General features: G+C 64.6%; 15 protein-coding genes and 1 pseudogene. 3 read left to right on the plus strand and 13 right to left on the minus strand.

The window, feature by feature from the left end:
• Positions 1 to 314 precede the first annotated feature (314 nt).
• Positions 315 to 1,655: an MATE family efflux transporter DinF gene (gene dinF / locus KUV81_RS18180; protein ID WP_222545318.1), complete on the minus strand. Its 1,341-nt coding sequence runs from the start codon at positions 1,653 to 1,655 to the stop codon at positions 315 to 317.
• A gap of 21 nt (positions 1,656 to 1,676) precedes the next feature.
• Between dinF and KUV81_RS18185 the strand changes: the two genes are divergently transcribed.
• On the plus strand, positions 1,677 to 2,726 hold the full coding sequence (locus tag KUV81_RS18185) for a polysaccharide deacetylase family protein (RefSeq protein ID WP_222545319.1): 1,050 nt from the start codon (positions 1,677 to 1,679) through the stop codon (positions 2,724 to 2,726).
• A 70-nt stretch (positions 2,727 to 2,796) separates the two neighbouring features.
• Here KUV81_RS18185 and KUV81_RS18190 read toward each other — a convergent pair whose 3' ends face one another.
• From KUV81_RS18190 to KUV81_RS18215, 6 genes are read right to left on the minus strand one after another with little or no spacing between them, the layout of a single operon-like run.
• On the minus strand, positions 2,797 to 3,291 hold the full coding sequence (locus KUV81_RS18190; RefSeq protein ID WP_222545320.1) for a hypothetical protein: 495 nt from the start codon (positions 3,289 to 3,291) through the stop codon (positions 2,797 to 2,799).
• 6 nt (positions 3,292 to 3,297) lie between these two features.
• Positions 3,298 to 3,945, minus strand: a complete 648-nt coding sequence (locus KUV81_RS18195) for an SCO family protein (protein WP_222545321.1) — start codon at positions 3,943 to 3,945, stop codon at positions 3,298 to 3,300.
• Positions 3,942 to 4,847: a heme o synthase gene (cyoE, locus tag KUV81_RS18200; RefSeq protein WP_222545322.1), complete on the minus strand. Its 906-nt coding sequence runs from the start codon at positions 4,845 to 4,847 to the stop codon at positions 3,942 to 3,944. The genes KUV81_RS18195 and cyoE overlap by 4 nt, the downstream gene beginning before the upstream one ends.
• A 17-nt stretch (positions 4,848 to 4,864) precedes the next feature.
• Complete coding sequence (locus tag KUV81_RS18205; RefSeq protein WP_222545323.1) at positions 4,865 to 5,818, minus strand: COX15/CtaA family protein; 954 nt, start codon at positions 5,816 to 5,818, stop codon at positions 4,865 to 4,867.
• Between the two features lie 12 nt (positions 5,819 to 5,830).
• Complete coding sequence (locus KUV81_RS18210; RefSeq protein ID WP_222545324.1) at positions 5,831 to 6,385, minus strand: hypothetical protein; 555 nt, start codon at positions 6,383 to 6,385, stop codon at positions 5,831 to 5,833.
• Positions 6,386 to 6,442: 57 nt separating this feature from the next.
• Positions 6,443 to 7,162, minus strand: a complete 720-nt coding sequence (locus KUV81_RS18215; RefSeq protein WP_222545325.1) for an SURF1 family protein — start codon at positions 7,160 to 7,162, stop codon at positions 6,443 to 6,445.
• A gap of 33 nt (positions 7,163 to 7,195) precedes the next feature.
• Here KUV81_RS18215 and KUV81_RS18220 point away from each other — a divergent pair, with 33 nt between their 5' ends.
• Positions 7,196 to 7,405, plus strand: coding sequence for a DUF2909 family protein (locus KUV81_RS18220; RefSeq protein WP_222545326.1), 210 nt, complete (start codon positions 7,196 to 7,198; stop codon positions 7,403 to 7,405).
• A 46-nt stretch (positions 7,406 to 7,451) separates the two neighbouring features.
• On the opposite strand, the gene KUV81_RS18225 is transcribed toward KUV81_RS18220, so the two are convergent.
• From KUV81_RS18225 to lexA, 6 genes and pseudogenes are all read right to left on the minus strand, one after another.
• On the minus strand, positions 7,452 to 8,324 hold the full coding sequence (locus KUV81_RS18225) for a cytochrome c oxidase subunit 3 (protein WP_222545327.1): 873 nt from the start codon (positions 8,322 to 8,324) through the stop codon (positions 7,452 to 7,454).
• Positions 8,325 to 8,334: 10 nt separating this feature from the next.
• Positions 8,335 to 8,874: a cytochrome c oxidase assembly protein gene (locus tag KUV81_RS18230; RefSeq protein ID WP_222545328.1), complete on the minus strand. Its 540-nt coding sequence runs from the start codon at positions 8,872 to 8,874 to the stop codon at positions 8,335 to 8,337.
• Between the two features lie 8 nt (positions 8,875 to 8,882).
• A complete protein-coding gene (gene ctaD / locus KUV81_RS18235) occupies positions 8,883 to 10,505 on the minus strand; it encodes a cytochrome c oxidase subunit I (protein WP_261389496.1) in 1,623 nt (540 codons plus the stop codon).
• Between the two features lie 29 nt (positions 10,506 to 10,534).
• Positions 10,535 to 11,644 (minus strand): annotated as a pseudogene (gene coxB / locus KUV81_RS18240) (cytochrome c oxidase subunit II); the annotation flags it as partial.
• 254 nt (positions 11,645 to 11,898) lie between these two features.
• Positions 11,899 to 12,354 (minus strand): SulA-like leucine-rich domain-containing protein, encoded by a 456-nt coding sequence (locus tag KUV81_RS18245; protein ID WP_222545330.1) that lies wholly within the window; start codon positions 12,352 to 12,354, stop codon positions 11,899 to 11,901.
• On the minus strand, positions 12,354 to 12,977 hold the full coding sequence (gene lexA, locus KUV81_RS18250; RefSeq protein WP_222545331.1) for a transcriptional repressor LexA: 624 nt from the start codon (positions 12,975 to 12,977) through the stop codon (positions 12,354 to 12,356). The genes KUV81_RS18245 and lexA overlap by 1 nt, the downstream gene beginning before the upstream one ends.
• A gap of 298 nt (positions 12,978 to 13,275) precedes the next feature.
• Between lexA and plsB the strand changes: the two genes are divergently transcribed.
• On the plus strand, positions 13,276 to 15,687 hold the full coding sequence (plsB, locus tag KUV81_RS18255; RefSeq protein WP_222545332.1) for a glycerol-3-phosphate 1-O-acyltransferase PlsB: 2,412 nt from the start codon (positions 13,276 to 13,278) through the stop codon (positions 15,685 to 15,687).
• The last annotated feature ends 19 nt before the right edge of the window (positions 15,688 to 15,706 follow it).

Here is a 15,706-nt window from a genome sequence, read left to right on the forward strand (position 1 = left end):
CCATCCCTTGGGCTACAACTGCGGTCTCAACCTTCGTTGGACATCGCCCATGCGCCCTTCACTGGCTCGCAGCCTTGCCCTGGCCAAGGCCCCCTGTCAAAGCCCCCTGATCCCCTGGCATGGTCAAGCCCCCTCGGAGTGCCTGCGCCAATGCGTCCCAGGACATCACTACTGCCTGGTGGACCTGGAGCATCAGTGGATCCGCTGCTTCTATCTGGATGAGCAAGGCCCCCAGGAACGGCCCCTGACACCGCGGCTGGCGCAATCCTTCGCCCGCTTTTTCGCGGCCCGCCAAGCGCTGCTGGGCCACCTGGCTAACCCGCCCAGTGACCCCGACGCCAGGACCAGACGAAGTGGCCGGACAGGGTCAGGCTGCGCAGGGCAATAAAGCCGCAAAAGGCGAGCCAGAGGGCATGGTTACCCCCCATCCAGGGGCTGGCCAGCCACCACAGGGCAAAAAATCCCAGGGCGGAGATCAGCATGGTGTTGCGCATCGCCGCCCCCTTAGCTGCACCGATGTAGACCCCATCCAGCAGGAAGCAGGTGAAGGCCAGCAGTGGGTAGATCACCACCCAGGGCAGGTAGGTCTGGGCGGTGTCCCGTACGGCATCGATGTCGGTGAGCAGGGCAATGAGTCCCTCCCCTCCGACGGCAAACACCAGGGTGAAGGCCAGTGCCGTCAGGGCCGACCAGAAGCCGCCGAGCACCACCGCGGATTTGATCCCCGCCCGCTCCCGAGCGCCACTGGCGCGGCCCACTTCGGCCTCTGCCGAGTAGGCAAAACCGTCCAGGGCGTAGGCCATCAACAGGGTGAAATTCATCAGCACCGAGTTGGCGGCCACCACGGCGTCGCCGAGCCGCGCCCCCTGGGCGGTGACAAAGGCCATGCACAGCTGCAGGCAGAGGGTGCGGATAAAGATGTCCCGGTTCAGAGCCAGCAGGCGCCCGCTGCCGGCCAGGGTCAACTGAGCCAGGGTCTCCCGGCGGCGCAGCTCAGGCGTGAGTTGCTGCCATACCAGCACCAAAGCCAGCGCCAGGGCGCCGTAATCCGCCAGCACGCTGGCCCAGGCGGCCCCCGCCACGCCCCACTCCAGTCCCACCACGAAGTAGAGATCCAGCAGGATGTTGATGCTGTTGGTGACGATCAGCAGCCACATGGCGGAGCGGGGGCTCTGCCGACCCAGCAGGTAGCCCAGCATCGCCAGGTTCAACAGCGCCGCCGGCGCGCTCCAGATCCGGATGGAGAAGTAGAGGGCGGCGTAGTGCTGCACCGCGTCGCTGCCCCCCACTAAAGCCAGGGCCAACTGGAGCAGCGGCCCCTGCAACAGCAGCAGCCCGGCAGCCAGGATCAGCGCCATCACAGCGGCCTGGTAGAGCACCCGAAGCTGGCCCAGGGCGTCGCCGGCCCCGTAGCCCTGGGCCACCAGGCCGGTGGTGGCCATGCGCAAAAATCCCAGCATCCAGAACAAAAAGGTTATAATCATGGCGCCAACGGCCACGCCTCCGAGGAAATAGGCGTCGCTCAGATGGCCGATCACGGCCGTATCCACCAACCCCAGCAAGGGGATAGTGACGTTGGACAGTATCATCGGCATCGCCAGGGCAAAGGTGCGTTTGTGCCCCGCCCGCTGGCGCAAAATGGCGGTGATCGTCATAACCGGATTTGGGATCCCTTAATGATTAAACAGGTAATTCGGCTGATGGGGTGTCTGCCGCTGTTGTGGTGGGCTCTGCCCAGCCAGGCTGCGGTGATCCTACAGTATCACCACGTCAGCGAGAACACGCCGGCCATCACCTCGGTGACCCCGGCGCAATTTGAAGAACAGATGGCCTACCTGGCGGAGCAGGAGTTCAATGTGGTGTCCCTGGAGACGGTGCTGGACGCCATCCGGGCCAAAGAGACCCTGCCCCCCAAGACCGTCGCCATCACCTTCGACGACGGCTTTCAGAACATCGCCGACAACGGCCACCCGGTGCTCAAACGCTACGGCTTTCCCTACACCCTGTTCATCAACCCGGAGCCGGTGGGCCGGCCGCGGATGATGAGCTGGGACACCCTGCGCCAGCTGACCGAGGAGGGCGCCACCATCGCCAACCACAGCCTGCGCCACGACCACCTGATCCGGCTGCTGCCGGGGGAGAGTCGCCAGGAGTGGGAGAGTCGAATCCGCAGCGACATTGAGCAGACCGAGGCGATCATCCAGCGGGAGACCGGCCACAATCTCAAGGCTTTGGCCTACCCCTACGGGGAGTACAACCAGGCGCTGCGCCGCCTGCTGGAGCAGATGGGCTTTGTGGGCATCGGTCAGCACTCCGGGGCCGCCGGCCCCTACTCCAGCCTGACCGCCATCCCCCGCTACCCGGTGGCCGGCCCCTACGCCGACATGGCCACCCTTAAGGTGAAGCTGCACAGCCTCAACATGCCGGTGGCGGCGGTGGACGGCGAGGAGTCGGAGCTGGTGGGACGCAACCGCCCCACCCTCACCGTCACCCTGGCGGGGAACGACGTGCGCACCAAGGAACTGATGTGCTACATCCAGGGCCAGGGCGCCAAGGCCCCCACCTGGCTGGACGACAACACCTTCACCATCCAGGCGGACCTGCCGATGCCGGCGGGGCGCAGCCGCTACAACTGCACCGCCCCCAGCCGCACCCAGGGGGGCTACTACTGGTACTCCCAACCCTGGATCCAGGCCAACTCCGACGGCAGCTGGCCGGCGGAGTAACGCCCAGACAGAACACCAAAAAAGGCACCCCTAGGGGTGCCTTTTTTGTCGCGCTTGTTAGCGCTCAACCTCATTTGCCACAGGCTTCAATCATCGTGCTTACCACACGAGCACTATCGATATTGCCCACATACTGGTATGACGCGCCCCGATAGCGAAGTTTTAAATCCTCACCAGACAGAATGGATTTCCAGACCTTCGCCGCAGACTGGTCAACGAGCAGATACCAATTTTCCCCCATTTCAACCCGCATCTGTGCTGAGAGCTGCTTTGTACCCGCGATTAGCTCCAAAGACTCGGGGGTATTAACGCCTTCCCTTTCGATGAGTTGAACGGCAAAAAAGCGCGACTGTCCACGGAACCAGGAAGGAAAATCTTGCCGCTCTGAGAAAAGCACCCCGGAGACAAGGCGAAATGGGAAGCGCTGCGTTTCCGTAACACTTTCCCAGCTCGCGAAACAGGCGTACTCGCCATAATCGACTTCCCAGCGCTCTGCAGTGGCCTGAAAGGACAAGCCCAAAAGCATCACCACTCCAACCACTGAACCCTTAAGTCCGACCATCACAACGGCTCAGCTGCCCTTATAGGCATCGACAATCACCGGCAAGTCCGCCGCCACCTGGGCCATGGACACCTTGCGGATGGTGCCCAGCTCACCGGCGGGGCGGAAGAAGGCCTCCACCTGCCCCTGGGGGTTGATCAGCACCAGATCGGCGGAGTGATCCACCAGGTACTCACCGCCATTGGGGTTGTCCACCAGGGCGTACACCAGGCCCAGGGCCTGGGTGAAGGGGTAGAGCTGGGCGTGCTCGCCGGTCACCGCCTGGAAGCCGGGGCGGAAAAACTCCACGTACTGGCCCAGCTTCTCGGGACTGTCGCGGCCCGGGTCCACCGACAGCAGCACCACCTGCACTGCATCCGCCTCCAGACTGGCCTCCAGCTTGGGGTAGACCCGGGCCAGATCCGCCATGGTGGTGGGGCAGACGTCCGGGCAGGAGGTGTAGCCGACGAAGATCAGGCTCCACTGCCCCTCCAGTCGGCTGCGGTCGAACCGCTCGCCCCGGTGGTCGGTCAGGGTGAACTCTGGCAGCGGCCGGGGGTGCTCCAGCCACAATGCCGAGACCTGGGGCCGGGGTGCGGGGCCCTGCAGCCCCAGGGAGAGGCCCGCCACCAGGGCGACGATGCCGAACAGCACGATCCATTGGGTCGCCGCCTTCATAACCACACCCCCAGGTAGTGGTCCACCAGCAGCAGCACGAACAGCGCCAGCAACTGCCAGATGGAGAACAGGAACAGTTTGATGGGCTCGTAGCGCTCGGGTTGGAATTTAAGCTGCCAGGCCCGCCACAGGAACCAGGCGCTGAGCACCGAGGAGCCCAACAGGTAAAGGGCGCCACTCATTCCCACCAGCACCGGCAACAGGCAGGCCAGGGCCAGCAGGAAGCTGTAGAGCAGGATGTGGGTCTTGGTGTACTCCACCCCGTGGGTGACCGGCAGCATCGGCAGGCCGGCCTTGGCGTAATCCGCCTTGCGGTGGATCGCCAGGGCCCAGAAATGGGGCGGGGTCCAGGCGAAGATGATGATCACCAACAGCATGCCGTGGCCGTGGAAGTCACCGGTCACCGCGGTCCAGCCCAGCAGCGGCGGCATGGCGCCGGCCAGGCCACCGATGACGATGTTCTGGGGGGTGGCCCGCTTAAGAAAACCGGTGTAGATCCCGGCGTAGCCGATCAGGCTGGCGAAGGTGAGCCAGGCGGTCAGCGGGTTGACCAGGGCGTAGAGCATCACGAAACCCACCAGCGCCAGCACGGCGGCGAACACCGCCGCCTGCAGCGGCGCCACCCGCCCCTTGGGCAGGGGCCGGTTGTGGGTGCGGGCCATGATGGTATCGATGCGCCGGTCCACCAGGTGGTTGATGGCCGCAGCGGCGCCGGCCATCAGGCCGATGCCGGTCAGGCCGAACACCAGTGCCGGCAGCGGGATCCAGCCCGGGCTGGCCAGGGCCATGCCCACCAGGGCGGTGACCAGCATCAGGGCCACCACCTTGGGCTTGGTCATCTCCAGGTAGTCCCGCCAGGGAAAGGCCAGGGAGTCGAGCTGTGCCAGGTGCGCTTTTGACATCCTATCCTCCAAAGGTCCTAGGCCAGCCGGGGCGTACGCCAGGCCAGGTAGTTGATCCAAACCAGCGCCAGCAGCAGAAGTGCGGCACCGCCGTTATGCGCCACGGCCACAGGCAGGGGCAGGGAGCCCACCACGTTGGCGATGCCCAGGGCCAGTTGCAGCAACAGCAGAGCCCCCAGTACGGCCGCGGGACGCTGGGCACCGGAGCCGCGCAAACGCCACCAGAGCAGGGCCAGAACCACCGTAGTCAGTACCGCACCGATGCGGTGGCTGACGTGGATGGTCATCCGTGCCGGGTAATCCAGCACGCCGAACTCGTAGCTGTCTGCCGGCGGCGGCAGGGGCTGGAACGCCTGGGCCGGGGCCAGATTCTGCAACCACTCCCCTTCGCAGATGGGCAGCTGGGTGCACACCAAAGCGGCGTAGTTGGCGGAGGTCCAGCCGCCCAGCATGATCTGCCCCACCAGCACCACCAGCGCGGTTAACGCCAGGACTTTCAGGGGATTGAGGTCGAGCTCGTTGGGTTTCTGACGCAGCCACAGCAAGAACAGCAGGCTGAAGATGGCGAAGCCGCCCAGCAGGTGGCCCATCACCACCACGGGCAGCAGGTTGAGGGTCACCGTCCACATCCCCAGCGCCGCCTGGAACACCACCAGGCCCACCAGGGCCCAGGGCAAGCGCTTGGGGCCCGGGGTTTTCAACGCCAGCAGGGCCAAAGCCAGGATCATCAGACCCAGGGCGCCGGCCACGTAGCGGTGCACCATCTCGGCCCAGGCCTTGGCCGCTTCCACCGGTCGCTCCGGGTAACGGGCCTCGGCCACCGCCACGTGTTCGGCGGAGGGCACGGTCAAAAAGCCGTAGCAACCGGGCCAGTCGGGGCAGCCCAGGCCGGCGTCGGTCAGTCGGGTGAAGGCCCCCAGCTGGATCACCACAAAGGCCAGCACCAGGGTGATCAGGGTCAGTCGTTTCATGCCAGTCTCCCCTTAGCCGATGCGGGACAGTTTGAGCAGCTTGCGCAGGTCCGCCAGCAGGTCGCGTCCCTGCTGAATTTGCGCCGGCTGGTCGGCCACGGCCGGGTAGGCCATCACCCACTGCCCCAGGGGATCCACCACCACCAGGGCGTGTCCGGCCAGGGCCGCCTGCAGCGCCGGGCTGGCCGGCGCGGCGGCGAGCTGATGCTCGGTCAGTTGCGCCTGCAGGGTGGGATCACTGTGTTCAGTCAGGTAGACCAGGGGCACCACGCGGTCCTGCTCACGGCCCAGGGCGATGTGGGCCTGGCGCACCGCCGCCAGGCGATCCTGGCAGGCCGCCCGGCACTGGTCGGGAAGCAGGGTGATGATCTGCCACTGCCGTTCAGCCGGGTTGGCCACCGACAGGGTCTGGTAGGAGAGGCCGTCGAGCAGTTGGCCCCGATTGGTGGTGCCGCCCTGGTACCAGCCCTGGGTCAGGAACAGGTAGGCCAGGGCCACCGGGAGAACGAACGCCGCCAACAGCACGATGAGCGTGCGCTTCGCGGTACCTGATGCGTGGGAGTTCATGGAGGCTCCTCTTATCCACTTCCACTGCGACCACCGGTACCGCGGGTGGCCAAAACCTTATGTTTCCAACCTATCGGCCTTCACCGGCCCTTGCAAGCGCCCGCGCCGCAGCACCGCCAGAACCACCAGCACCAAACCCACCGCCAGGCCGAACCATTGCAGGGCATAGCCCTGATGTTTCTCCGGGCTGAGGTTGATCGGTCGCCAGGGACGGGCAAACCCCAGTTCGGATGGCTGCTCCACCAGCAGCACCGCGTCCAGCACCGACTGGCTCCATTGCTGGGAGAGGGCATCAAACGCCAGGGCCTGGATGCGGGTGACCGGCCCCGGCTCCGCCTGCAGGCGGTGGTTCAGGGGGTTGTGCCCCACCCGGTAGAGCCGGCCGGTCACCGTCAGTCGGTCGGGAACCGCTGGCAGCTCGGGCAAGGCGCGGCTGCCCCGGGGTACGGGAACAAAGCCCAGATCCAACAGCAGCCAGGGGCCGCCCTTATCCGCCTCAAACGGCAGCAACCAGCGGTACCCCACCTGCCCATCCAGGGTCTGATTGTCCAGCAGTAGACTGTTCTGGGGGTGGGTCTGGCCGCTGAGGCTCAGCCGGTAACCGGCCAGGTCGTTGTGCGTAGGAGGCCAGCTCAGGCTCTGGTGTGCCCGGGCCTCGAGCTGGGCCATCAAGGTCCGCTTCTCCGCGGCCCGGTCCAGCTGCCACAGCCCCAGCTTGACCAGCACGGCGAAGGCCAGCACAGTGAGAGACAGGGCCAGGCCGACGCGAAAGGTCATGCCCACCCCCTTTGGTCACGAAAAGGAGCCTTTGTGATTACTGCGTTCAAGACACTCATCGTACTGCTGCTGCTCTATATCCTGTTCAGCCTGGCCCGAGCGGGCTTGGCCATGATCCGGGGGGGCGAGACCTCCATGACCCACTATCTGGGTCGCCGGGTTGGTCTCTCCGCCCTGGTACTGGTTCTGCTGGTGATCGCCCTGGCCGCCGGCTGGCTGCCGGTCAATCCCCGCCCCTACTGAGCAAAACGGGTGCGCCAGGGCGCACCCGCTCTTTCAGCCTGTCGCCTCAGAGTACGTAGACGAAGACGAACAGGCAGATCCACACCACATCCACGAAGTGCCAGTACCAGCTGGTGGCCTGGAAGCCGAAGTGGCTCTCCGGGGTGAAGTGGCCCTTGAGCACCCGGAAGAACATCACGATCAGCATGATGGTGCCCAGGGTCACGTGCATGCCGTGGAAGCCGGTCAGCAGGAAGAAGGTGTTGCCGTAGATCCCCGAGTCCAGGGTCAGCCCCATCTCGGTGTAGGCGTGGACGTACTCCTCCACCTGCAGAAACAGAAACGCCGCCCCCAGCAGGATGGTGATCCCCAGCCAGGCGGTGAGCACGCGGCGTTTGTTGTTCTCCAGCGCCACGTGCGCCACGTGCAGGGTGACCGAGGAGATCACCAGGATGATGGTGTTGTAGAGCGGCAGGCCGCCCCAACCCATGGCCTGGGTCTGGGTGCCGTCCGGCGTGGTCTCCAGCGGCCACACCGCCTCGAAGGCGGGCCAGAGCACTTCGCTGGTCATGGCGTTGTTGCTGGCGCCCCCCAGCCAGGGGATGGCCACCATGCGGGCGTAGAACAGGGCGCCGAAGAAGGCGGCGAAGAACATCACCTCGGAGAAGATGAACCAGCTCATCCCCTGGCGGAAAGAGCGATCCATCTGCGCCGAGTAGAGTCCGCCCATGGACTCGTCGATGACGTTGCGGAACCAGCCCACCACCATAAAGAGGATGACGGCGATGCCGGCCAGCAGGATGTAGCCGCCGATGCCGCCGCCCTTGGAGAGGCCAGAAACGTAGTTGGCCGCCCCCAGGGCGATCAGAAACAGGCCGATGGCGCCGACAATGGGCCAGGGGCTCTGGGCGGGCACATAGTATCTTTCGTGTTGACTCATGTTGGTCTCCTTACCCACGCTCACTGACCTTGTCGGTGATGTTGTAGAGCGTGTAAGACAGGGTCACGGTTTGGATCTCCGGCGGCAGCGCCGGATCCAGATAGAACAGCAATCCCAACTCCGCGTCCTCCCCCGCCGCCAGCGGCTGCTGGTTAAAGCAGAAGCACTCAACCTTGGAGAAGTAGAGCGCTCCGGTACCGGGGCTGACCGAGGGGATGGCCTGACCGACGGTGTCGGCGCCGGACAGGTTCTTGGCGTAGAAGGCCACCTGGCGGCTCTCACCGGGGTGCACCTTGAGGCGGTTGACCACCGGCTTGAACTCCCAGGGCATGTCACCCTGGACCCGGGCGATGAACTCCACGGTCACCACCCGGTCCGGGTCCACCTGGCTGCTCTGGGCCGCCACCTCGCCGGAAGTCTTGCCGTTGATGCCGGTGATCTCGCAGAACACGTCGTACAGCGGCACCAGGGCAAAGCCGAAGCCGAACATCCCCACCACCACCGCTACCAGGGTGGTGATGAGGCGCGCATTGTTAGGACGTTTTGCCATGGCGTTGCTCACTTCACCTGGGGCGGGGTGTCAAAGGTGTGCAGCGGCGCCGGTGAGGGCACCGTCCACTCCAGCCCCTCGGCCCCCTCCCAGGGCTTGGCCTTGGCCTTCTCCCCGCCGCGGATGCACTTGAGCACCACCGCCAGGAAGATGAGCTGGGACAAACCGAAGGCGAAGCCACCGATAGAGACCACCTGGTTGATGTCGGCGAACTGCAGGGCGTAGTCCGGGATCCGTCGCGGCATCCCCGCCAGCCCCAGGAAGTGCATGGGGAAGAACAGCACGTTCACCGAGATGATGGAGGTCCAGAAGTGCCAGCGGGCCAGGCGCTCGGAGTACATGTGGCCGGTCCATTTGGGCAGCCAGTAGTAGGCTCCGGCCATGATGGAGAACACCGCCCCGGTCACCAGCACGTAGTGGAAGTGGGCCACCACGAAGTAGGTGTCGTGGTACTGGAAGTCCACCGGGGTGATCGCCAGCATCAAGCCGGAGAGGCCCCCGATGGTGAACAGCACGATAAAGGCCAGGGCGAACAGCATAGGCGCTTCGAAACTGATGGCGCCGCGCCACATGGTGGCCACCCAGTTGAACACCTTCACCCCGGTGGGCACCGAGATCAGCATGGTGCAGTACATGAAGAACAGCTCCGCCGCCACCGGCATCCCCGTGGTGAACATGTGGTGGGCCCAGACGATGAACGACAGTCCGGCGATGGAGGCGGTGGCGTACACCATGGAGGCGTAGCCAAACAGCTTCTTGCGGGAGAACGCCGGCACGATGGCGGAGATCACCCCGAAGGCCGGCAGGATCATGATGTACACCTCGGGGTGGCCGAAGAACCAGAAGATGTGCTGGAACATCACCGGATCCCCGCCCCCGGCGGCATCAAAGAAGCTGGTGCCGAAGTACTTGTCGGTCAGCACCATAGTCACCACCCCCGCCAGCACCGGCATCACCGCAATCAGCAAAAAGGCGGTGATGAGCCAGGTCCAGACGAACAGCGGCAGCTTCATCCAGGTCATCCCAGGGGCCCGCAGGTTGACGATGGTGACGACGACGTTGATGGCGCCCATGATGGAGCTGATCCCCATGATGTGCACCGAGAAGACGAACAGCGCGGTGGAGTCGCCACTGAAGGTGGTGGACAGCGGTGCGTAGAAGGTCCAGCCGAAGGCCGGGCCGCCCCCCTCCATAAAGAGGCTGCCAATCAGCAAGGCGAAGGCGAACGGCAGGATCCAGAAGCTCCAGTTGTTCATCCGCGGCAAGGCCATGTCGGGCGCCCCGATCATCATGGGGATCATCCAGTTGGCCAGGCCGGTAAAGGCCGGCATCACGGCGCCGAACACCATGATCAGGCCGTGCACCGTGGTCATCTGATTAAAGAAGTGGGGATCCACCAGCTGCATCCCGGGTTGGAACAGCTCGGCGCGGATCACCATGGCCATGGCCCCACCGGTCAGGAACATGATGAAGCTGAACCAGAGGTAGAGCGAGCCGATGTCTTTGTGATTGGTGGTAAACAGCCAGCGCTTGAGGCCGGTGGCATGATGCTCATCATGCCCGTGGTGCTCCTCGACCGCGCCGGGACGATCCAGCTCTTCGACTGGATTTTCATGTACGACAGTATTCATTCCCTTGTCTCCTGCTACTGGCCCAGGGCCTCGGCCACCTCGGCGGTCTGAACCACGTCGCCGGTCTGGTTATCCCACGCGTTGCGCTGGAAGGTGATCACCGCGGCCAGCTCCTTGAGGGTCAGCTGACTGCCGAAGGCCTGCATGGCGGTGCCCGCCTTGCCGTTGACCACGATGTCGATGTGTTCACCGATGGCACCGACGGCGATGGGGCTGCCGCTGATGGCGGGGAAGACCCCCTGCAGGCCCATGCCGTTGGGCTGATGGCAGGCGGCACAGCGGCCGGTGTAGACCTGCTCGCCCAGGGCCATGGACTCATCCAGGGTCAGGGTTTGCGCCAGGGAGGCCTGCTCCGCCTCGGCGGCAACCAGGGTGGCCTGCTCCTGCTCGGCCAGCCAGGCATCGAACTCCGACTCCGGCAGCACTTCGACCACCACCGGCATAAAGCCATGGTCCTTGCCGCACAGCTCGGCGCACTGGCCCCGGTAGGTGCCGGGTTTGTCCACCTTGGTCCAGGCCTCGTTGATGAAGCCGGGATTGGCGTCCTTTTTCACGGCGAAGGCCGGCACCCACCAGGAGTGGATGACGTCGTCGGAGGTCAGCAGGAAACGCACCTTGCGGTTGGCGGGGATCACCAGCGGCTTGTCCACCTCCAGGAGGTAGTTCTCCCCCTTGGCCTCGGCGTTGGCGATCTGCTCCGCCGGGGTGGACATCAGGCTGTAGAACTCGACCTCATGGTCGAAGTACTTGTAGTGCCACTTCCACTGGGACCCGGTGACCTGGATGGTGAGATCCGCATCGGAGGGATCCTCCATGGCGATCAGGGTACTGGTGGCGGGCACCGCCATGCCGATGAGGATCAGGAACGGGATCACCGTCCAGAGGATCTCCACCTTGGTGCTTTCATGGAAATGCGCAGGGACTGCGCCTTTGGATTTGCGGTGCCGGATCAGGGCATAGATCATCACCCCGAACACCACAGCGGCAATCACGCAACAGATGTAGAAAATGGTCATGTGCAGGCCGTAGACCTGCTGACTGATCTCGGTGACGCCGGGACTCATGTTCCAGCTCATCGATTCAGCCATCGATGGCGCGGCCACCAGGGCGGACAAGCCACCCAACAGCTTGGACTTCACAGATGTTCTCCTCTGACTATTGCTTTCGCAACGTCCAGAGAAGAGCGTTCACAGCACGACTTGGCTCCATGTCAGCTCCCCTCCCCAAAAGGGCTCGGGCATACGCTTCACTGCTTACGTAACTGCTGCCTTACGGCCGTCTTTACTCACGTTATTGGAATTTTGGCGGTATCGACGAACCCTAAGCTACAAGCTGAGGCAAGGTTGATCAAGATCACAACTTGGCCGTCAGGGGCGTGTTAGACCCCCGAGGCTCAGTGAACCGGGTTCGCCAGCTCCAGGGGGTGGGACTGGCCGGATTCGAACAGAAAGGCGGGGCAGTGAGCCCGGCGGGAGACCAGCTCCAGACGGCGGCGATCCCGGCTGTCCAGCTGGGGCACCCAGGCCAGGGCCACGGCGCAGGTGTGGCCGGAGACCGCCTGTTCCAGCGCCCATTGGGCGGCGACATCATCGTCGCAGCGCACCTGCAGCACCCGGTTGAGATCCACCCCGGCGTCGGCCAGGACGGATTTCCAGTCAAAGGCGGGGGGATTGATCAGCAGCAGCCAACGGGGCGCTCGACTGAGATCCGCCAGCTGGGGCGCCAGCGTCGCCAGGGCGTGACGACCGGCGTCATCCCCCTGACTGAGATGCTGCACCTGTTGCCAGTCCAGCCCGCTTTGCTGCCACAGGCCGGGGTGTCGACGTCGCGTTCCCTGCTGCATGGTCATTATTGCCAATCTCCGTTGCGCACCACGCCCACCGCCAAGCCTTCGATGGCCAGGGGCGTCTGTTCCAAATCCACCACGATGGGCTGATAGTCGCTGTTCTCGGCGTGCAGATAGACGACATTGCCCTTGCGCTCGAAGCGCTTCACCGTGACCTCCTCCTCCCCCACCCGGGCGACGATCACCTGGCCGTTGCGGGCCTCCCGGGTCTGGTGGACCGCCAGCAGATCGCCGTCGAGGATGCCGATCTCCTTCATCGAATCCCCCCGCACCCGCAGCAGGTAATCGGCGGCGGGGCTGAACAGGCTGGCGTCCATCTTGTAGTGGGACTCGACGTGCTCCTGGGCCAGGATGGGCTCACCGGCGGCCACCCGACCGATGAGCGGCAGGCCCAGCTGCTCCGGATCCGGCTCGTTGTAGAGCAGGCGGATCCCCCGGGAAGTCCCGGGGACAATCTCGATAAAGCCTTTGCGGGCCAGGGCCTTCAAGTGTTCTTCGGCGGCGTTGGCGCTCTTGAAACCCAACTGGCGGGCGATCTCGGCCCGGGTCGGCGGCATGCCGGTGTCCTGCATGTGCTGTCGCACCAGATCGAACACCTGATTCTGGCGGGGGGTGAGTGGCTTCATGCGGTCTCGCTCCTGGGGATTGGGCCGAAATCCCTGTTTATTCATACAGTAGATACTGTGAGTATATACAGCATGATGATTATTTCAACAGGGAAGACCAAAACATATGTTGTTGTTCTGCCAGCAGGAGTCACCCCTTTCGGGGGGCCACACCCTAAGGCCCGACCCTACAGCAGATCCGACCAGCCTCCTGGAGCGGAGCTTTTCTCACCTTCGATTGTGTCGCCCCTGCCCCCGGGTCGCCTTTCGGTGTAAACTCTGCCCCAATTCCGTCAGCCCAAAATAAGAAGCACACTGCGTGAATCACAACACTATTGCGGCGTGGCAGCAGCCACTCCGATGGGCCCAGAAGGCCCTGGTCACCAGTAAGGCGGTCCCGGAAGATCCCATCGCTGAACTGGATCTCGACCCCCAACGCCCCCTGGTGTACGTCCTGCCCCACGAGTCTTTCTCCGACCGTCTGGCGCTGCACGAGTGCTGCCAGAAGCTGGGCCTGCCGAGCCCCTTCGAGCCTTTGGTGATCAAGGGCGAAAACGTCAGCCGTATCATCGCCCTGGAACCGGCGCAACTGCTGTTCGGCCAGGGGCGCACCACCGACTTCAAGGCCCGCTTCGAGCGCCTGCTGGCAATGCACCGCGAGCACGAAGACCTCGATGTCCAGGTGGTGCCGGTCAGCCTGCTGTGGGGCCGCAACCCCGGCAAAGGGGAGGAGAGCGTCAGCGCCACCCTGCTGAACAAGAAAAACCCCACCTGGCTGCGCAAGACCGTCATCCTGGCGATGCTGGGGCGGGACAACTTCATCCGCTTCTCCCGCGCCGTCTCCCTGCGCCATATGGCGGACCAACACGGCACCGACGGCACCATCGCCAACAAGCTGGCCCGGGTTGCCCGGGTGCACTTCGGTCGTCAGCGCACCGTGGCCACCGGCCCGCGCCTGCCGGACCGTCAGGCCCTGTTCCACAGCCTGCTGGCCTCCCCGGCCATCAAGGAGGCGATCGCCGACGAGGCCAAGAGCAAGAAGATCTCCGAACAGAAAGCCCGGGCGCGGGCCCGGGAGTACCTGGAGGAGATCGCCGCCGACTACTCCGACAGCCTGACCCGCATCGGGGACCGCATCCTCTCCTGGCTGTGGAACAAGCTGTACAGCGGGTTGAACGTGCGCGGCGCCGAGCAGGTGCGGCAGCTGTCCCAGGACGGCCACGAGATCGTCTTTGTGCCCTGCCACCGCAGCCACATGGACTACCTGCTGCTCTCCTACGTGATCTACCGCCAGGGCATGGTGCCCCCGCACATCGCCGCCGGGGTGAACCTCAACTTCTGGCCCGCCGGCCCCATCTTCCGCCGCGGCGGCGCCTTCTTCATCCGCCGCTCCTTCAAGGGCAACAAGCTCTACTCCGCGGTGTTCCGCGAGTACCTGGACCAGCTGTTCAAGCGCGGCTACTCGGTGGAGTACTTCTGCGAAGGGGGACGCTCACGCACCGGTCGTCTGCTGCCGCCCAAGACCGGCATGATCGCCATGACGGTCAACAGCGTGCTGCGGGGCCTGGAGCGTCCGGTCACCCTGGTGCCGGTCTACCTGGGCTACGACCACGTGATGGAGGTCTCCACCTACCACAAGGAGCTGGCGGGCAAGAAGAAGGAGAAAGAGAGCGCCTGGCAGGTGTTCTCCGCCATCCGCAAGCTTCGGGATTACGGCCAGGGCTACGTCAACTTCGGCGCCCCCATCACCCTGCACCACTTCCTCAATGAGCACGCTCCCAGCTGGCGAGAGGACACCGCCGACGGGGATCTCAAGCACACCTGGATGACCCCGACGGTGAACAAGCTGGCCAACCAGGTGATGACCCACATCAACGATGCGGCCGCCGCCTCCGCCATGACCCTGACCGCCAGCATCCTGCTGGCCACCGAGCAGCACGCCATGCCCCGCAAGGCACTGGAAAAGCAGCTGGATCTCTACCTGGATCTGCTGCGGGCGGTGCCCTACACCCCGCTGGCCACGGCGCCGGAGGGGGACGGCGAGGCGGTGCTCAAGCAGGTGCTGGATCTCAACAAGTTCCACGTCAGCCAGGACGCCATGGGGGAGATCATCTCCGTCCATGAGGGCAACGCCGTCAGCCTGACCTACTACCGCAACAACACCCTGCACCTGCTGGTGCTGCCGGCCCTGATGGCCAGCCTGTTGCTGCGCAAGGGCTGCATCGAGCGGGACACCCTGCTGGCCGAAACCAAGGCGCTCTACCCGCTGCTGGAAGCGGAGCTCTTTATGGGTCTGGAGGGCGAGGAGCTGGACAGCTACCTCAACGCCCTACTCAACGAGTTCATCCGCCTGGAGATCCTGGAGGATTGCCAGGAGGGGCTGGTGCCGCGCCAGAGCCGCCGGGCCGAACTGCACAACCTGGCCAACCAGGTGCAGGAGACCCTGCAACGCTACGCCATCGTGCTGTCGCGCCTGCAGCAGGAGCCGGAGATCGAGCGAGGCACCCTGGAGAAGGAGAGCCAGGCCCTGGCCGAGCGGCTGTCCAAGCTGCACGGGATCAGCGCCCCGGAGTTTTTCGACAAGAAGGTGTTCACCACCCTCACCACCCGGCTCAAGGATCAGGGCTACCTGGGGGAGGACGCAGATCGGGCCAAGGTGGCGGCCCTGGCCGAAACCACCCTGGCGCTCATCCCCGCTACCATTCAGAACAGCATCCTGCATCGGGACTGACGGGGCACCTTAAGCACAA

The organism is Ferrimonas balearica (assembly GCF_019802085.1).
Classification (GTDB): Bacteria; Pseudomonadota; Gammaproteobacteria; order Enterobacterales; family Shewanellaceae; genus Ferrimonas; species Ferrimonas balearica_B.